Source organism: Enterobacter cloacae complex sp. P1B, assembly GCF_014982345.1.
GTDB classification, from domain to species: domain Bacteria; phylum Pseudomonadota; class Gammaproteobacteria; order Enterobacterales; family Enterobacteriaceae; genus Enterobacter; species Enterobacter bugandensis.
Genome location: NZ_JADCLF010000003.1, coordinates 196,356 through 212,676, shown reverse-complemented (window position 1 = coordinate 212,676; position 16,321 = coordinate 196,356). Strand labels below are relative to the sequence as shown.

The following is a 16,321-nucleotide window of genomic DNA, read 5'->3' as shown; positions in this document are numbered from 1 at the left end:
GATGGTTAAAGTATATGCCCCGGCTTCCAGCGCCAATATGAGCGTCGGATTTGACGTGCTTGGTGCGGCGGTGACGCCGGTGGATGGTTCGCTTCTGGGCGATACGGTAACGGTTGAGGCGGCAGAAAGCTTCAGCCTGAATAACGTCGGCCGTTTCGCCAGTAAGCTGCCGCCTGAACCACGCGAGAATATCGTTTATCAGTGCTGGGAGCGCTTCTGTCAGGAGATCGGCAAAAACGTGCCGGTCGCCATGACGCTGGAAAAAAGCATGCCGATTGGCTCGGGACTGGGCTCCAGCGCCTGCTCGGTAGTCGCCGCCCTGGTTGCGATGAACGAGCATTGCGGCAAGCCGCTGAACAATAGCCGTCTGCTGGCGCTGATGGGCGAGCTGGAAGGGCGCATCTCCGGCAGTATTCATTACGATAACGTGGCGCCGTGCTTCCTCGGCGGCATGCAGCTGATGATTGAAGAAAATGGCATCATCAGCCAGCAGGTGCCAGGGTTTGATGAATGGCTGTGGGTGCTGGCGTATCCGGGCATCAAGGTGTCAACCGCGGAAGCGCGTGCGATCCTGCCTGCGCAGTATCGTCGCCAGGACTGTATCGCCCACGGGCGTCATCTGGCGGGCTTTATCCACGCCTGCTACACCCGTCAGCCGCAGCTGGCGGCGAAGCTGATGAAAGACGTCATTGCCGAGCCGTACCGTACGAAGCTGCTGCCCGGCTTTAACGAGGCGCGACAGGCTTCAATGGATATCGGCGCGCAGGCGTGCGGCATCTCCGGCTCCGGCCCGACGCTGTTCGCCCTGTGCGATAAGCCAGACACCGCGCAGCGCGTGGCGGACTGGCTCTCTAAACACTACCTGCAAAATCAGGAAGGCTTTGTTCATATTTGCCGTCTGGACACGGCTGGCGCACGAGTACTGGGATAACGAATGAAACTCTACAACCTTAAAGATCATAACGAGCAGGTCAGCTTCGCGCAGGCGGTGACTCAGGGGCTGGGCAAAAATCAGGGGCTGTTTTTCCCGCACGACCTGCCGGAATTTCAGCTGACCGAAATCGATGAGCTGCTGAAGCTGGACTTTGTCACCCGCAGCACCAAAATTCTGTCTGCGTTTATTGGCGATGAAATCCCGCAGGAGCTGCTGGAAGAGCGCGTGCGTGCGGCGTTTGCTTTCCCGGCTCCGGTTAAGCAGGTTGAGCCTGACGTCGGTTGTCTGGAGCTGTTCCACGGCCCGACCCTGGCGTTTAAAGACTTCGGCGGCCGCTTTATGGCGCAGATGCTGACCCACATCAGCGGCGATAAGCCGGTGACCATCCTGACCGCCACCTCCGGTGATACCGGTGCGGCGGTGGCACACGCGTTCTACGGCCTGAAAAACGTCCGCGTGGTGATCCTCTATCCGAAAGGCAAGATCAGCCCGTTGCAGGAAAAACTGTTCTGCACCCTCGGCGGCAACATTGAAACCGTGGCGATCGACGGCGATTTCGATGCCTGCCAGGCGCTGGTCAAGCAAGCGTTCGATGATGAAGAGCTGAAGGCCGCGCTGGGGCTGAACTCGGCGAACTCCATCAACATCAGCCGCCTGCTGGCGCAGATCTGCTACTACTTCGAAGCGGTGGCTCAGCTGCCGCAGGAAGCGCGCAATCAGCTGGTAGTTTCCGTACCAAGCGGCAACTTCGGCGACCTGACGGCGGGGCTGCTGGCGAAATCTCTCGGTCTGCCGGTGAAACGCTTTATCGCTGCCACCAACGCCAACGATACCGTGCCGCGCTTCCTGAAAGACGGCAAATGGGCGCCTAACGCCACGCAGGCGACGCTCTCCAATGCCATGGACGTGTCGCAGCCGAACAACTGGCCGCGCGTGGAAGAACTGTTCCGCCGCAAGGTGTGGCGTCTGGGTGACCTGGGCTACGCTGCGGTGACGGACGAAACCACCAAAGCCACCATGCGCGAGCTGAAAGCGGTGGGCTACACCTCTGAGCCGCACGCGGCAATTGCTTACCGCGCGCTGCGCGACCAGCTTAACCCGGGTGAATATGGCCTGTTCCTGGGCACCGCGCATCCGGCGAAGTTCAAAGAGAGCGTGGAAGATATTCTGGGCGAAACGCTGCCGCTGCCAAAAGAGCTGGCCGAGCGCGCCGACCTGCCGCTGCTGTCTCATGAGCTGCCGGCGGATTTTGCGGCACTGCGGAATCTGATGATGACGCGCGCGTGATTTTGTTGCCCGGTGGCGCTACGCCTTACCGGGCCTACAACGACGAGATGACCGTAGGCCGGGTAAGCGCAGCGCCACCCGGCTTTTTTATGAAGAAATTAAGGAGAAAAATTGCAGGAAAAAAGCAGAAATTCCCAATAAATGCGGTCACTTAGCGTTTAGGATTGCAGAGAATAACATCCACCGTTCCCCTCGCGTACTCTCCTTACATCGGCCCACGTTGGGCAAGAAGAATAAGGAGTCACCTGTGTCTACACTAAAACCTGCACTCATTGCGCTTTCTCTGGTGCTGGTCGCCCCCATGGCGGTACAGGCATCTGAAATTACTCTCGTACCTGCGGTAAAACTGCAGATTGGCGATCGGGACAATAGCGGGCATTACTGGGATGGCGGCCGCTGGCGCGACCACGACTGGTGGAAGGCGCATTATGACTGGCGCGATAACCACTGGCGTCCGCATGACGAGCATCGCGATCGTGATGACCGACACGACCATCATCACGACGACCACCGTCCGGGCCCGGACTGGAAGCACCATTAACGCAAAACCCCGCCAGATGGCGGGGTTTAGTTTTACTGCTCGTGGCGCTTAAATACCAGCTCACCTTTCCCTGACGACGCCTCGTCAAAGAAATAGCCGTCGGTGTTGAATCCCATTAACTGCTCCGGCTTCGTCAGGCGGTTCTGAATGATGTAGCGGCTCATCAGGCCACGCGCTTTTTTCGCATAGAAGCTGATGACCTTGAACTTGCCGTTCTTCTCATCAAGGAAGACCGGCTTAACGATCTCCGCGTTCAGCTTTTTCGGCTTCACCGACTTGTAGTACTCATCGGATGCCAGGTTAACCACCACGTTATCACCCTGAGCATGCAGCGCCGCGTTCAGCTTGTCGGTGATGATGTCGCCCCAGAAATGGTAAAGGTCTTTGCCTTTGGCGTTTTCCAGGCGAATCCCCATCTCCAGACGATATGGCTGCATCAGATCCAGCGGGCGCAGTACGCCATACAGGCCCGACAGCATGCGCAGATGCTGCTGGGCAAAATCAAAGTCGGCTTCACTAAAATCTTCCGCCTGCAGGCCGGTGTAAACATCACCCTTAAACGCCAGGATCGCCTGGCGCGCGTTGGCGGGGGTGAAATCCGGGTGCCACTCGTGGAACCGGGTCGCGTTCAGGTCTGCCAGCTTGTCGCTGATGCTCATCAGCGAGGCGATTTGCGGCGCAGAGAGCTTGCGCGCTTCGCGGATCAGCTGTTGCGAATAGTCCAGCAGTTCTGGCTGGGTATAACGCTCGGTGGCGAGCGGGCTCTGGTAGTCGAGCGTTTTTGCAGGTGAAATCAGAATCAGCATATCCAGTCCTTGCAGGAAATTTAGAACGACTTTAACAAAAAATCGCCCTGAATTGATCGATAGCTGTTATCGCCGGGGCAAATCATCCCAGGTGCCGGGGGCAAGCTGTGACTGAATTTCGGGATAGCGTGCGGCATCAAATACCGGGGGAACGCCCAGCTTGCGCTGGCGAAGATAATCCCTGGCAATAAGGTTCACAACGGGCGAGAGCAGCAGGATCGCCGTCAGGTTAGTGATTGCCATTAGCGCCATAATGACATCCGCCAACTGCCAGACCAGCGGCATATTCAGAAGGGAGCCCGCGATCACCATCAGTACTACGCCCAGGCGAAGCAGGAGGATGGCCGGACGAGAGTCGTATTTCAGGAAGATAAGGTTATTTTCGGCGTACAGGTAATTCACCACAATCGAACTGAAGGCGAACAGCATCAGAATGAGCGAGACAAATCCCGAACCCCAGCCGCCGGTCAGGTTCACCAGCGCCTGCTGGAGAAGCTGTATTCCGTCGATATCCGAGTCATGCGCCACAGGACCGGCCAGCAGGAGGATCATGGCGCTGGCGGAACAGATAATAACGGTATCCATAAACACGCCTATCATCTGCACGATACCCTGCGCTGCCGGGTGCGGCGGCCAGGAAGAGGCGGCCGCGGCGGCATTGGGAGTGGAGCCCATCCCGGCTTCATTGGAGAACATGCCTCGCTGAAAACCTGCCATCAGCGCCTGGCTCAGGGTGTAACCCAGCGCGCCTGATGCCACCTCACGCCAGCCAAAGGCGCTTTTAAAGATGGTCGCAATCACGCCCGGAACCTGGTCGGCATGCAGCCCAGCGACGACCAGGCTCGCGGCAACCCAGAGCAGCGCCATGATGGGAACCAGCCACTGCATCAGGCGGGCAACGCCTTTCAGGCCGGCAGAAATGGTGAGCAAAACAAAGAGGGCTAAACCGATGCCGGTGATCCACTCCGGGCAGGAGAAGGTGTAGCGCAGGGCATGGGCGACGGAGTTTGACTGCACGGTATTAAAAATAAGACCGTACGCGAGCAGTAAAAAAAGCGAGAACAGAACGCCCATCCAGCGCATTCCTAAGCCACGCGCCATATACCAGGCCGGACCGCCGCGAAACTGCCCGTTTCTGTCTTTCTCTTTGTAGAGTTGCGCCAGCGAACTTTCGGCAAAAGAGGTAGCCATTCCGAGAAGCGCCGTGACCCACATCCAGAACACCGCGCCTGGCCCACCGGCGCTGATGGCCAGCGCAACGCCCGCCAGGTTTCCGCTACCGAGGCGGGCAGCCAGGCTGGTACACAGCGCCTGAAACGACGTTAATCCGCCCGGCTGGGGCGTGACGCTGTTTTTCAGACTTCTGCCAAACTTGCGAATATAGCGAAACTGGATAAACCCACTGCGTAGCGTAAACCAGATACCTGCTCCCAGAAGCAGGTAGATCATTATCGAACCCCAGAGGACTTCGTTAATAAAGAAAAGGAAATCAGGCATTAACGTCCCTCTTGTTGATGCCAACGTGAATATGTAAGCGCTACCACTGATTGGGCATGCTGTTGCTTAGCAGCCTGTTAATATTTTGAGTTTATCATACTCTGCCTAAGCGCACTGTCTGCGGTTGCGCTACCCCTCCGTCGTGTTATCATCAGGGCAGACCGGTTACATCCCCCTAACAAGTAAACCTGTCATTTTTCCGCTGCAGGCATGCTGTCGGTAGCGTGAATTATCCAGGGCACGTTAAAAGAGAAACACTATCATGACGGATAAATTGACCTCCCTTCGTCAGTTCACCACTGTCGTAGCTGACACCGGAGATATCGCGGCAATGAAGCTGTACCAGCCGCAGGATGCCACAACTAACCCTTCTCTGATCCTTAACGCCGCACAGATCCCTGAGTATCGCAAACTGATCGACGAGGCTGTGACCTGGGCGAAAGCACAGAGCAATGACCGTGCGCAGCAGGTTGTGGATGCTACCGATAAACTGGCAGTGAACATCGGTCTGGAAATCCTGAAGCTGGTTCCGGGCCGTATCTCTACCGAAGTGGATGCACGTCTCTCCTACGACACCGAAGCGTCAATCGCGAAAGCAAAACGCCTGATCAAACTGTACAACGACGCGGGCATCAGCAACGACCGTATCCTGATCAAACTGGCGTCGACCTGGCAGGGCATTCGCGCTGCCGAGCAGCTGGAAAAAGAAGGCATCAACTGTAACCTGACCCTGCTGTTCTCCTTCGCGCAGGCGCGTGCATGTGCGGAAGCAGGCGTGTACCTGATTTCTCCGTTCGTGGGCCGTATTCTGGACTGGTACAAAGCCAACACCGACAAGAAAGAGTACGCGGCGTCTGAAGATCCAGGCGTGATTTCCGTGACTGAAATCTACGAATACTACAAACAGCATGGCTATGAGACCGTGGTTATGGGTGCAAGCTTCCGTAACGTGGGCGAAATCATTGAGCTGGCTGGCTGTGATCGTCTGACCATCGCCCCTGCGCTGCTGAAAGAGCTGGCAGAAAGCGAAGGTGCTATCGAGCGTAAGCTGTCTTACACCGGCGAAGTGAAGGCGCGCCCGGAGCGCATCACCGAATCCGAGTTCCTGTGGCAGCACAACCAGGATCCAATGGCTGTAGACAAACTGGCGGACGGTATCCGTAAGTTTGCTATCGACCAGGAAAAACTGGAAAAAATGATCGGCGACCTGCTGTAATCATTCTGCGTGACCGGGCTCCCGGTCACGCGTCTTCTTCTGTCCTCTGTCTGAATTTTCCCTCTGCGTGTATCATTCCCTTTAATCAGTACTTTTTGAATGGAATGGATATGAATACCTTACGCATCGGCTTAGTGTCGATTTCTGACCGCGCCTCCAGCGGCGTTTACCAGGATAAAGGCATCCCCGCTCTGGAAGAGTGGCTGGCAAGCGCGCTGACCACCCCGTTTGAGATCCAGACTCGCCTTATCCCTGACGAACAGCCGATCATTGAGCAGACCCTGTGCGAGCTGGTGGATGAGATGAGCTGTCACCTTGTGCTCACCACGGGTGGAACCGGCCCCGCGCGTCGTGATGTGACGCCGGACGCGACGCTGGCTATCGCCGACCGTGAAATGCCGGGCTTCGGCGAACAGATGCGCCAGATCAGTCTACACTTTGTCCCGACGGCAATCCTTTCTCGCCAGGTGGGGGTGATCCGCAAACAGGCGCTGATACTGAACCTGCCGGGGCAGCCAAAGTCGATCAAAGAGACGCTTGAAGGATTAAAAGCCGAGGACGGTCGCGTCATCGTGCACGGCATATTTGCAAGTGTACCGTATTGTATACAGTTGCTTGACGGGCCGTACGTGGAAACTGACGATAAAGTGGTAGCAGCATTTCGTCCTAAAAGCGCACGCCGCGAGACAATCTCCTGAAATTTACTAAAATGTGACATTAGCGCCAGCCGCAGTAGCGTGTAAATGGATTTACGATATAGTAATTTTTTCTTTACGATTGCTGTAAAAAATAATCCACAACACATGCACAATGGTTCGCTATGTCACATAACACCCGACCTCTGAATCGACAGGACTACAAAACGCTTACGCTCGCCGCCTTAGGTGGCGCACTGGAGTTTTACGACTTCATCATCTTTGTCTTCTTCGCCGCCGTGGTGGGGGCGCTCTTCTTCCCGGCGGATATTCCGGAATGGCTGCGTCAGGTGCAAACCTTCGGCATCTTTGCTGCCGGGTATCTGGCACGTCCGCTGGGCGGCATCGTCATGGCTCACTTTGGCGATCTTGTCGGGCGTAAGAAGATGTTTACCCTGAGCATCCTGCTGATGGCGTTGCCGACGCTGGTCATCGGCCTGCTGCCCACCTATGCCTCCATGGGCATTCTCGCCCCGCTATTGCTGCTGCTGATGCGCATTCTTCAGGGCGCTGCCATCGGCGGGGAAGTGCCGGGGGCCTGGGTGTTTGTGGCGGAGCACGTTCCTGCACGCCGCATCGGGATCGCCTGCGGAACGTTAACGGCGGGGCTGACCGTCGGGATCCTGTTGGGGTCGGTGGTGGCGACGATAGTCAACACCAGCATGACGCAGCAGGCCGTGCACGACTGGGGCTGGCGTATTCCGTTCCTGCTGGGCGGGGCGTTTGGCCTGGTGGCAATGTACCTGCGCCGCTGGCTGCAGGAGACGCCGATTTTCCTCGAAATGCAGCAGCGTAAAGCGCTGGCGCAGGAGTTGCCGGTCAAAGCCGTTGTGGTGCGTCATAAAAAAGCGGTGGTGGTGTCGATGCTGCTCACCTGGCTGCTGTCGGCGGGCATCGTGGTGGTGATTTTGATGTCGCCGGTGTGGCTGCAGAAACAGTACGGTTTCGCCCCTGCCGTGACCTTACAGGCAAACAGTATTGCGACAATTATGCTCTGCTTTGGCTGTCTGGCCGCCGGACTAGCGGCGGATCGTTTCGGTGCCAGCCTGACCTTTTTTGTCGGCAGCCTGCTGCTGGCCGCGTCGAGCTGGGCGTTTTACCATCTTGCGGGCAGTCATCCTGAACAGCTGTTCCTGCTGTACGGCGTGGTCGGACTGTGCGTGGGCGTCGTGGGGGCTGTGCCTTACGTCATGGTGCGCGCCTTCCCGCCGGAGGTTCGCTTCACCGGGATATCGTTCTCTTATAACGTCGCGTATGCCATTTTCGGCGGGCTGACGCCGATAGTGGTCACGGTGATGATGGGGGTGTCGCCGATGGCGCCTGCCTGGTATGTACTCGCGCTCTCGCTGATGGGGCTGGGATTAGGCGTTTGGCTTCGTCAGGCGGGGGAATATCGTGCCCGCGAGGCGGGCACGACAGAGGGATCAGTGTTTTTCACCAATAGGTAAAATGGTGCGGTCAAACTGTTCGTTCAGCACTTCACCCATTGCCAGGTAGATAGCGCTTGCGCCGCACACCAGGCCAATCCAGCCTGCTACGTGAACGATGCCTTCGTTATCCGCCAGGTGGCCAATTGCCAGCAGAGCGAACAATACGGTCAGGCTCAGGAAGACGAACTGCAGCGCGCGGTTGCCTTTCAGGGTGCCGAAGAACATGAACAGGGTAAAGACGCCCCACAGGCCCAGATAGACGCCCAGAAAGTGGGCGTTTGCCGCGTCTGCCAGGCCCATTTTAGGCATCAGCAGGATGGCGACCAGGGTCAGCCAGAACGAGCCGTAAGAGGTGAAGGCGGTTAAGCCGAAGGTGTTGCCTTTCTTATATTCCAGCAGGCCCGCGAAGATTTGCGCGATACCGCCGTAAAAAATGCCCATCGCCAGGATTACGCCGTCCATCGGGAACATCCCGATGTTGTGCAGGTTCAGCAGAATGGTGGTCATGCCAAACCCCATCAGGCCCAGCGGAGCCGGATTAGCCAACTTAGTGTTGCCCATAAGTCCTCAAAAAAAATCATCATTAAAATGGTGAAATGGTTAAACCCGCGTCAATACTCCCTGACGGGGCGCGGCATCATAATGGGCGGCATCGACGCCGTCTATGATCTCATCAGGGTGAAATTAAAATTTTTTTTATGCTTGCCCCTTGATGGATGCCGTCGCGACCCCATCTTGTAGTCAACCGCAGTGTGTGGACCTGAAAAAAAATCAAATCTGGGCAGTTGAAAAAGCACGTTCTGCCCTTATTACAGGTACACAACCACATGTTGACTGAATTTTTAGTGGAGACGTTTAGATGGGTAAAATTATTGGTATCGACCTGGGTACTACCAACTCTTGTGTAGCGATTATGGACGGCACTACTGCACGCGTGCTGGAGAACGCCGAGGGCGATCGCACCACGCCTTCTATCATTGCTTATACCCAGGATGGTGAAACTCTGGTTGGTCAGCCGGCTAAACGTCAGGCAGTGACAAACCCGCAAAACACCCTGTTTGCGATCAAACGCCTGATTGGCCGCCGCTTCCAGGACGAAGAAGTTCAGCGTGACGTTTCTATCATGCCTTACAAAATCATCGCAGCAGATAACGGCGATGCGTGGCTTGATGTGAAAGGCACCAAAACGGCACCACCGCAGATCTCTGCTGAAGTGCTGAAAAAAATGAAGAAAACCGCTGAAGATTACCTGGGTGAGCCGGTAACTGAAGCTGTTATCACCGTTCCTGCTTACTTCAACGATGCTCAGCGTCAGGCAACCAAAGATGCTGGCCGTATCGCAGGTCTGGAAGTAAAACGTATCATCAACGAACCAACCGCGGCTGCACTGGCTTACGGTCTGGATAAAGAAGTCGGCAACCGTACTATCGCGGTTTACGACCTGGGTGGTGGTACCTTCGATATCTCTATTATCGAAATCGACGAAGTTGACGGCGAAAAAACCTTCGAAGTTCTGGCAACCAACGGTGATACCCACCTGGGTGGTGAAGACTTCGATACCCGTCTGATCAACTACCTCGTTGACGAGTTCAAGAAAGATCAGGGCATTGACCTGCGTAACGACCCGCTGGCGATGCAGCGCCTGAAAGAAGCCGCTGAGAAAGCGAAGATCGAACTGTCTTCTGCTCAGCAGACCGACGTGAACCTGCCGTACATCACCGCAGACGCGACCGGTCCTAAACACATGAACATCAAAGTGACCCGTGCGAAACTGGAAAGCCTGGTAGAAGACCTGGTGAACCGTTCTATCGAGCCGCTGAAAGTTGCACTGCAGGATGCTGGCCTGTCCGTATCTGACATCCAGGACGTTATCCTGGTGGGTGGTCAGACCCGTATGCCAATGGTTCAGAAGAAAGTGGCTGAATTCTTTGGTAAAGAGCCACGTAAAGACGTGAACCCGGACGAAGCGGTAGCTATCGGTGCGGCGGTTCAGGGTGGTGTATTGACCGGTGAAGTGAAAGACGTACTGCTGCTGGACGTTACCCCGCTGTCTCTGGGTATCGAAACCATGGGCGGTGTGATGACTGCGCTCATCAACAAAAACACCACCATCCCAACCAAGCACAGCCAGGTGTTCTCTACCGCTGAAGACAACCAGTCTGCGGTAACCATCCATGTGCTGCAGGGTGAGCGTAAGCGTGCGTCTGATAACAAGTCTCTGGGTCAGTTTAACCTGGACGGCATCAACCCGGCACCGCGCGGCATGCCGCAAATCGAAGTTACCTTCGACATCGATGCTGACGGTATCCTGCACGTGTCTGCGAAAGACAAAAACAGCGGTAAAGAGCAGAAGATCACCATCAAGGCATCTTCTGGCCTGAATGAAGCGGAAATCGAAAAAATGGTTCGCGATGCCGAAGCTAACGCGGAATCCGACCGTAAGTTCGAAGAGCTGGTTCAGACCCGTAACCAGGGTGACCATCTGCTGCACAGCACCCGTAAGCAGGTTGAAGAAGCGGGCGATAAACTGCCAGCGGAAGACAAAACTGCTATCGAAGCTGCACTGACCGCGCTGGAAACGTCTCTGAAAGGCGAAGACAAAGCGGATATCGAAGCGAAGATGCAGGAGCTGGCACAGGCTTCCCAGAAGCTGATGGAAATCGCTCAGCAGCAGCACGCACAGCAGCAGGCAGGCGCTGACGCTTCTGCGAACAACGCGAAAGACGACGACGTTGTCGACGCTGAGTTCGAAGAAGTTAAAGACAAAAAATAATCGCCCTGATGCAGGGTAATTAATCGGCACGGGCGTAGGAGAACTCTCCACGCCCGTGCTCGCATGTTAAGGGGCTTAAAAAAACCAATGGCAAAGCAAGACTATTACGAGATTTTAGGCGTTCCGAAAACTGCGGAAGAGCGTGAAATCAAAAAGGCGTATAAGCGCCTGGCCATGAAATTCCACCCGGACCGTAACCAGGGTGACAAAGAGGCTGAAGCAAAATTTAAAGAGATCAAAGAAGCCTACGAAGTCCTGACCGATGCACAAAAACGTGCGGCCTATGACCAGTACGGCCACGCGGCCTTTGAACAGGGCGGCATGGGCGGCGGTGGATTCGGTGGCGGCGGCTTTGGCGGCGGTGCGGATTTCAGCGACATCTTTGGCGACGTGTTCGGCGATATCTTTGGCGGCGGTCGTGGTCGTCAGCGCGCAGCGCGCGGCGCAGACCTGCGCTACAACATGGATCTCACTCTTGAAGAGGCCGTTCGTGGCGTCACGAAAGAGATCCGTATCCCGACGCTGGAAGAGTGTGACGTTTGCCACGGCAGCGGCGCGAAAGCGGGTACCCAGCCACAGACCTGTCCAACCTGTCATGGCTCCGGCCAGGTACAGATGCGCCAGGGCTTCTTCGCGGTACAGCAGGCCTGTCCGCACTGTCACGGTCGCGGTACGCTGATTAAAGATCCGTGCACCAAGTGTCACGGCCACGGTCGCGTTGAGAAAACCAAAACCCTGTCCGTTAAGATCCCGGCTGGCGTTGATACGGGCGACCGCATCCGTCTGGCGGGTGAGGGCGAAGCAGGCGAGCACGGCGCGCCGGCAGGCGATCTGTACGTTCAGGTTCAGGTGAAGCAGCACGCCATCTTCGAGCGTGAAGGCAATAACCTGTATTGTGAAGTGCCGATCAACTTCGCGATGGCGGCTCTCGGCGGTGAAATCGAAGTGCCGACGCTGGACGGTCGCGTCAATCTGAAAATCCCTGGTGAAACCCAGACCGGCAAGCTGTTCCGCATGCGCGGCAAAGGCGTGAAATCCGTTCGCGGTGGTGCGCAGGGCGATCTGCTGTGCCGCGTCGTCGTGGAAACGCCGGTTGGCCTGAACGACAAGCAGAAACAGCTGTTGAAAGAGCTTCAGGAGAGCTTTGGCGGCCCAACGGGTGAGAAAAACAGCCCGCGCTCCAAAAGCTTCTTTGATGGCGTCAAAAAATTCTTCGATGATTTGACCCGCTAATTCGTTAGCTGGTGTCTAACTTCAAAAAGCCCGGAAGCGATTCCGGGCTTTTTTTTGCAGTTATAGATCGGTAAAACTGAGTCTATACCCAATATTAATCTGTTTTTGCCGAGCTATTTGGCTTGGTATTATGGTTTTATCGAGGTATCGTTGTAAAAGAGAGAACATAAATGAAATTACTACACCGTTTCTTTAGCAGTGAGGCGTCCGGTGGTGTGATCCTGATTATTGCCGCGGCCGCCGCGATGGTGCTGGCTAACCTGGGCATGACCCGCGATCTCTATCACGCATTTCTGGAAACGCCCGTCGAGCTGAAGGTCGGAGCGCTGGAAATTAACAAGAACATGCTGCTGTGGATCAACGATGCGCTAATGGCGGTGTTCTTCCTGCTCGTTGGTCTTGAGGTTAAGCGCGAGCTGGTGCTAGGTTCGCTAGCCAGCCGCCAGCGCGCGGCGTTCCCGGTTATTGCCGCGCTCGGGGGGATGGTCGTTCCAGCGCTGCTCTTCCTCGCATTTACCTGGCAGGATCCTGTCGCGCGTGACGGCTGGGCGATCCCGGCCGCAACGGATATCGCCTTTGCGCTCGGTGTCTTAGCTCTGCTCGGCAGCCGCGTGCCGGTTGCGCTGAAAATCTTCCTGATGGCGCTGGCGATCATTGATGACCTGGGCGCCATTGTGATTATCGCGCTGTTCTACACCAGCGATCTGTCGATCCTGTCCCTGAGCGTGGCCGCAGGGGCGATTGCGGTGTTGGCGGTGCTGAACATCTTCAACGTTCGCCGCATCGGTATCTATATCCTGGTGGGGATGGTGCTGTGGACAGCGGTGCTGAAATCCGGCGTGCACGCCACGCTGGCCGGCGTGATTGTGGGCTTCTTCGTGCCGCTTAAGCCGCAGGACGGTAAGTCACCCGCTAAACAGCTGGAACACGTGCTGCACCCGTGGGTCGCCTTTATGATCCTGCCGCTGTTTGCGTTTGCCAACGCGGGCGTTTCCCTGCAGGGGGTCACGCTGGACGGGCTGACGTCTGTCCTGCCGCTGGGCATTATTGCCGGGCTGTTTATCGGTAAGCCGCTGGGGATCAGCCTCTTCTGCTGGCTGGCGTTGAAGATGAAGCTGGCATCGTTGCCGAACGGTACAACCTTTAGTCAGATCATGGCCGTCGGCATACTGTGCGGTATTGGATTCACCATGTCGATCTTTATCTCGACGCTGGCGTTTGGTGCAAACGCGCCAGAGCTCATCGTCTGGGCGAAGCTCGGCATTCTCATCGGGTCATTACTGGCGGCAGTGATTGGGTATACTTTGTTGAAGGTGAAGTTGTCCGGACAGGCCGTCCAGGCATAACGGAACACCGGGAGAAGGTCACTCTTCTCCCGATACACACTCAGGGAGCGAAGACGCGATGCCTCATTTGAATTACAACCATCTTTACTACTTCTGGCACGTTTACAAACAGGGCTCGGTCGTGGGGGCTGCAGAGGCGCTTTACCTGACGCCGCAAACCATCACCGGGCAAATCAAAGCCCTTGAAGAACGGCTGCAGGGTAAGCTCTTCAAGCGCAAGGGCCGTGGAATTGAGCCCAGCGAACTGGGTGAACTGGTTTTCCGCTATGCGGACAAAATGTTCACCCTCAGCCAGGAGATGCTGGATATCGTCAACTACCGCAAAGAGTCGAACCTGCTCTTTGATGTGGGGGTGGCGGATGCACTATCCAAACGGCTGGTAAGCGGCGTGCTGGATGCCGCTGTGGTAGAGGATGAACAAATCCATCTGCGCTGCTTTGAATCCACCCACGAGATGCTGCTGGAGCAACTGAGCCAGCACAAGCTGGACATGATTATCTCGGATTGCCCCATCGACTCCACGCAGCAGGAGGGGCTGTTCTCGGTGAAAATTGGCGAATGTGGCGTGAGCTTCTGGTGCATCAATCCACCGCCGGAGAAACCTTTCCCGGCCTGTCTGGAAGAGCGTCGCCTGCTGGTGCCGGGCAGGCGTTCCATGCTCGGACGCAAGCTGCTGAACTGGTTTAATTCGCAGGGGCTGAACGTGGAGATCCTCGGTGAGTTCGACGATGCGGCGCTGATGAAAGCCTTTGGCGAAGCGCATAATGCGATCTTCGTGGCGCCAACGCTCTACGCGCACGATCTCTATTCAGACGATAAGATTACGGAGATTGGCAGAGTAGATAACGTGATGGAGGAGTACCACGCCATATTCGCCGAAAGGATGATTCAACACCCGGCGGTGCAGCGAATCTGCAACCGTGACTACTCGGCGCTGTTTACGCCACCGGCATTCTGAAGACATAAAAAAACCCGCGTTAAGCGGGTTCTTTAAACAAGCAACAACAAGTAGCGATTAAGCCAGTTTGTTGATCTGCGCGGTCAGGTTTGCTTTATGACGCGCTGCTTTGTTTTTGTGGATCAGACCTTTAGCAGCCTGACGATCCACGATTGGTTGCATTTCGTTAAATGCGTTCTGCGCTGCAGCTTTGTCGCCAGCTTCGATTGCTGCGTATACTTTCTTGATGAAAGTACGCATCATAGAGCGACGGCTTGCGTTGTGCTTACGAGCCTTTTCAGACTGAACGGCACGTTTCTTAGCTGATTTGATATTAGCCAAGTCCAACTCCCAAATATGTTCTATGTGGACAATTCAAAGGCCGAGGAATATGCCCTCTTTGCCTTCTTTTGTCAATGGATTTGTGCAAATAAGCGCCGTTAATTAGCGACGCTACGTTACGTAGTGATGGCGCAGGATTCTACCAGCTTGTCTTTCGTGAATACAGCCTTTCGGCGTAAAAATCGCAGTTCACGGGCAGATTTTTTCGCTGTGAAAGGTCAGCCTGATGAAATCATTACGGCTTTCTGTTTTGCGCGAACAATCGCCGGTTAACCTTAACCGCTGTACAAGGTATACTTTGGCGATTTTCACTGTTTTGAGCCAGACATGAAGCTGATACGCGGCATACATAATCTCAGCAGAGCGCCACACGGGTGCGTGCTGACCATTGGTAATTTCGACGGCGTGCATCGTGGTCATCAGGCGCTGTTGCAGGGATTGCGTAAAGAAGGGGAGGCCCGTGGCCTGCCCGTTGTGGTGATGATTTTCGAGCCACAGCCGCTGGAGCTGTTCGCGGGCGATAAATCTCCCGCTCGGCTCACTCGCCTGCGCGAAAAGTTGCGCTACCTGGCGGAGTCCGGCGTGGACTACGTATTGTGTGTGCGTTTCGATCGCCGCTTTGCCGCACTGACAGCACAAAATTTTGTCAGCGACCTGCTGGTTAAGCGTCTTGGCGTTCAGTTTCTCGCCGTGGGGGATGATTTCCGCTTTGGCGCTGGTCGTCAGGGCGATTTCTTGCTATTACAGAAGGCTGGTCTGGAGTACGGTTTTGACGTCACCAGCGCGATGACCTTCTGTGAAGGCGGCGTGCGCGTCAGCAGCACGGCGGTGCGGCAGGCGCTGGCTAATGATGAACTGGAGACGGCAGAAAATTTGCTGGGCCATCCGTTCACCATCTCTGGCCGCGTGGTTCATGGCGATGCGCTGGGCCGCACGATTGGTTTCCCGACGGCGAATATACCGCTGCGTCGTCAGGTTTCCCCGGTTAAAGGGGTCTATGCGGTGGAAGTGGCAGGACTGGGCGATAAGTCGTTTTACGGCGTTGCCAACATTGGCACGCGTCCTACCGTTGCCGGTGTGCGTCAACAGCTAGAAGTGCACCTGCTGGACGTTGTAATGGACCTTTATGGTCGCCATATAGATGTAATACTGCGTAAAAAAATACGCAACGAGCAGCGATTTGCTTCGCTGGATGAACTTAAGGCGCAAATCGCGCGAGATGAATTAACGGCCCGCGAGTTTTTTGGGCTTTAGAACCGGCTTAACTGCCTACGTGATAAATAC

15 protein-coding genes and 1 pseudogene are annotated in these 16,321 nt (G+C 55.8%); 12 read left to right on the top strand and 4 right to left on the bottom strand.

Annotation, left to right across the window (positions count from 1 at the left end; genetic code table 11):
• Position 1: 1 nt before the first annotated feature.
• The 3 genes from thrB to INF77_RS02260 all read left to right on the top strand — a co-directional run bounded on the left by thrB (position 2) and on the right by INF77_RS02260 (position 2,762).
• Entirely contained in the window at positions 2–931 is a 930-nt protein-coding gene (gene thrB, locus INF77_RS02270; protein WP_041911275.1) for a homoserine kinase, read from the top strand.
• 3 nt (positions 932–934) lie between these two features.
• Positions 935–2,221: a threonine synthase gene (gene thrC / locus INF77_RS02265; RefSeq protein WP_045259424.1), complete on the top strand. Its 1,287-nt coding sequence runs from the start codon at positions 935–937 to the stop codon at positions 2,219–2,221.
• Positions 2,222–2,468: 247 nt separating this feature from the next.
• Entirely contained in the window at positions 2,469–2,762 is a 294-nt protein-coding gene (locus INF77_RS02260) for a DUF2502 domain-containing protein (RefSeq protein WP_028015459.1), read from the top strand.
• A gap of 32 nt (positions 2,763–2,794) precedes the next feature.
• Here INF77_RS02260 and yaaA read toward each other — a convergent pair whose 3' ends face one another.
• Positions 2,795–3,568 carry a peroxide stress protein YaaA gene (gene yaaA, locus INF77_RS02255; protein WP_045259426.1) on the bottom strand — a complete coding sequence of 258 codons (774 nt, stop codon included), beginning with the start codon at positions 3,566–3,568 and terminating at the stop codon, positions 2,795–2,797.
• Between the two features lie 66 nt (positions 3,569–3,634).
• Positions 3,635–5,065: a sodium:alanine symporter family protein gene (locus INF77_RS02250; protein ID WP_193532398.1), complete on the bottom strand. Its 1,431-nt coding sequence runs from the start codon at positions 5,063–5,065 to the stop codon at positions 3,635–3,637.
• 262 nt (positions 5,066–5,327) lie between these two features.
• Between INF77_RS02250 and tal the strand changes: the two genes are divergently transcribed.
• From tal to INF77_RS02235, 3 genes are all read left to right on the top strand, one after another.
• Positions 5,328–6,281, top strand: coding sequence for a transaldolase (tal, locus tag INF77_RS02245; protein WP_003856481.1), 954 nt, complete (start codon positions 5,328–5,330; stop codon positions 6,279–6,281).
• Between the two features lie 110 nt (positions 6,282–6,391).
• On the top strand, positions 6,392–6,979 hold the full coding sequence (gene mog, locus INF77_RS02240; protein ID WP_028015462.1) for a molybdopterin adenylyltransferase: 588 nt from the start codon (positions 6,392–6,394) through the stop codon (positions 6,977–6,979).
• Between the two features lie 122 nt (positions 6,980–7,101).
• Complete coding sequence (locus INF77_RS02235; protein WP_193532397.1) at positions 7,102–8,424, top strand: MFS transporter; 1,323 nt, start codon at positions 7,102–7,104, stop codon at positions 8,422–8,424.
• Here INF77_RS02235 and satP read toward each other — a convergent pair.
• Positions 8,401–8,967, bottom strand: a complete 567-nt coding sequence (gene satP / locus INF77_RS02230; protein ID WP_041911269.1) for an acetate uptake transporter — start codon at positions 8,965–8,967, stop codon at positions 8,401–8,403. The two genes, INF77_RS02235 and satP, sit on opposite strands and share 24 nt — an antisense overlap.
• Positions 8,968–9,265: 298 nt before the next feature.
• On the opposite strand from satP, the gene dnaK reads away from it, so the two are divergent.
• The 4 genes from dnaK to nhaR all read left to right on the top strand — a co-directional run bounded on the left by dnaK (position 9,266) and on the right by nhaR (position 14,716).
• Complete coding sequence (dnaK, locus tag INF77_RS02225; RefSeq protein ID WP_028015465.1) at positions 9,266–11,179, top strand: molecular chaperone DnaK; 1,914 nt, start codon at positions 9,266–9,268, stop codon at positions 11,177–11,179.
• Between the two features lie 87 nt (positions 11,180–11,266).
• Positions 11,267–12,412 carry a molecular chaperone DnaJ gene (gene dnaJ, locus INF77_RS02220; protein WP_008502040.1) on the top strand — a complete coding sequence of 382 codons (1,146 nt, stop codon included), beginning with the start codon at positions 11,267–11,269 and terminating at the stop codon, positions 12,410–12,412.
• A 170-nt stretch (positions 12,413–12,582) separates the two neighbouring features.
• On the top strand, positions 12,583–13,758 hold the full coding sequence (gene nhaA / locus INF77_RS02215; protein WP_041911268.1) for a Na+/H+ antiporter NhaA: 1,176 nt from the start codon (positions 12,583–12,585) through the stop codon (positions 13,756–13,758).
• A gap of 58 nt (positions 13,759–13,816) precedes the next feature.
• Positions 13,817–14,716, top strand: a complete 900-nt coding sequence (nhaR, locus tag INF77_RS02210) for a transcriptional activator NhaR (protein WP_028015467.1) — start codon at positions 13,817–13,819, stop codon at positions 14,714–14,716.
• Positions 14,717–14,773: 57 nt separating this feature from the next.
• Here nhaR and rpsT read toward each other — a convergent pair whose 3' ends face one another.
• On the bottom strand, positions 14,774–15,037 hold the full coding sequence (rpsT, locus tag INF77_RS02205) for a 30S ribosomal protein S20 (protein WP_003856458.1): 264 nt from the start codon (positions 15,035–15,037) through the stop codon (positions 14,774–14,776).
• Positions 15,038–15,138: 101 nt separating this feature from the next.
• On the opposite strand from rpsT, the pseudogene INF77_RS23165 reads away from it, so the two are divergent.
• Positions 15,139–15,357 (top strand): annotated as a pseudogene (locus INF77_RS23165) (DUF2575 domain-containing protein).
• A 7-nt stretch (positions 15,358–15,364) separates the two neighbouring features.
• Entirely contained in the window at positions 15,365–16,291 is a 927-nt protein-coding gene (ribF, locus tag INF77_RS02200; RefSeq protein WP_028015468.1) for a bifunctional riboflavin kinase/FAD synthetase, read from the top strand.
• Positions 16,292–16,321: the final 30 nt, after the last annotated feature.